The sequence below is a fragment of the Pseudomonas sp. RA_15y_Pfl1_P11 genome, from assembly GCF_963970975.1.
Classification (GTDB): Bacteria; Pseudomonadota; Gammaproteobacteria; order Pseudomonadales; family Pseudomonadaceae; genus Aquipseudomonas; species Aquipseudomonas tritici.
Map to the genome: position 1 here is coordinate 1 of NZ_CAXAOY010000046.1, position 1,913 is coordinate 1,913.

The following is a 1,913-nucleotide window of genomic DNA, read 5'->3' on the forward strand; positions in this document are numbered from 1 at the left end:
GGTCGCGGTAGGGACGGCAATTACCTGCCGCCCCCCGCACAGATCCGTACGTGCGGAACTACCGCATACGGCTCCTGCCTCGGGTATGTGACGCGAAGCGATCCTCAGGGTAAGGATGTGCATTTCTGGGGCTAGGTACATAGAGGTCGGCAAGGCGTCCGTAGCGTGACCACTGAAGCCGGTTACGCTGGCTGCGTCGCTTGAGAGCTTGCCGCCATAGACGACATACCGCCAAACGAAAACCGCCAAGACGTATTAGGTTTCCCGGCACCGCGTGGTAATTGAAATACCCACTGACCACTCGGTTTAGCCATTGCCCTTGAACCCGGATGGGCTCATGACGTCGACGTTTCAGCTCATCCCGAATGACCAGCAGCGTTGCACGCATTCGCTTCTTGACCGTCAGACGCAGTATTTGAAAACCACCGATCCTGTTGGTACTACAACAGTGTGTGAAGCCTAGGAAGTCAAACGTCTCCGGTTTACCCAAGCCTCGGTCTCTACGATTTCTCGTAGCGAAACGACCAAACTGAATCAGCCGTGTCTTCGAAGCATTAAGCGATAAACCGAACCTGGCCAGTCGTTCTCGTAATTGCTGCAAGAATTGCTGGGCCTGCGATTTCAACCTGAAACCCACAACACTGTCGTCCGCGTAGCGCACAACGATGACATCGCCACGGGCGTGGCGCTCGCGCCACTGCCTTGCCCACAGATCCAGCACGTAGTGGAGATAGATATTCGCCAGTAACGGAGATATCACTGCGCCTTGGGGAGTCCCCTTGGCCGCAGCCACCCTACGGCCTTCCTCCATTATTCCCGCCTGAAGCCATTTGCAGATAAGTCCGAGCAGGCGCCGATCTGCAATTCGGTGTCCCAGAAACATCAGCATCCATTCATGGTCGATCTCATCAAAGAACGACGTGATATCCGCATCCAATATCCAGTTCACCCTCTGGCCCTTGAGCGCGACCGTTAATGCATCCAGCGCATCGTGCTGGCTACGTCCCGGCCGAAACCCATACGAGAATCCTAGAAAGTCTTCTTCATAGATCGCATTCAGAACAGTGACAACTGCTTGTTGTACGATCTTATCCTCCAGAGAGGCAATGCCCAGCGGGCGCAGCCTACCGTCGGCTTTGGGAATATAGACCCGTCGCGACGGCGTTGCCCGATAGGCTCCACTGTGAAGCCTTGCGTGCAAATCGTTCACCCGCTGGAGAAGACCTTCCTCATACTCTCGCCACGACATGCCGTCCACGCCCACCGCTGCATCCCGGCGCAGGGCATAAAAGCTCTGCGCCAGTAATTGCGGTGTAACGTGGTGCAGCAAAGCCGTGAACTGCATGCCCTTATTCCTTCGGGCTGCTTCACGTACACCTTCAAGTCCCATCGACGCGCAACTGATCCGGCTCTGTGTCCGGGGCGCGGGGGAAGTGTTGGTGTTTCCCTTGGCTACGTCCCTTTCCTCCACCCTCTCCGCAGGGCTTGGCCCCTTGTTCGACGGTTTCTCAGGTACTACGGACGTATCCGACTTCTCAACAACGTAGACAGCAGGGTTACGGCTTTTGGCCTTTCCTGCTCCGCCCGGTGCTTGCGCACCGGGCATTGCCGAGATCTCCCAGTTTCTGTGCGAAGGACTTCCCGACGTGCACAGGGTCTCCGACCGCGCGGGATCAGAGCATGACTGGCGTATAACGCCATGCTCCGTATTGCCTTCTGCTTCGCATAACAGCATCGGCATCCCGGATTCCTGATTACGCGGCTCAATGGCTGGCCCATCGGTTTCCCCTGTCAACGCTTCACCCTGCACCTCACGGTGCAACATGCATGACTCGGGGTCTGGTTGATTCGCCATTTCTTACCAGTATCGAACTTTCATCGACTATCCTCCGCCAGCTTTAACTGGCGCACTA

Annotated in this window: 1 protein-coding gene; it reads right to left on the reverse strand. The window is 56.5% G+C overall.

Annotation, left to right across the window (positions count from 1 at the left end):
• Nucleotides 1-58: 58 nt before the first annotated feature.
• A complete protein-coding gene (gene ltrA / locus AACY44_RS27495) occupies nt 59-1,345 on the reverse strand; it encodes a group II intron reverse transcriptase/maturase (protein WP_370467937.1) in 1,287 nt (428 codons plus the stop codon).
• Between the last annotated feature and the right edge of the window lie 568 nt (nt 1,346-1,913).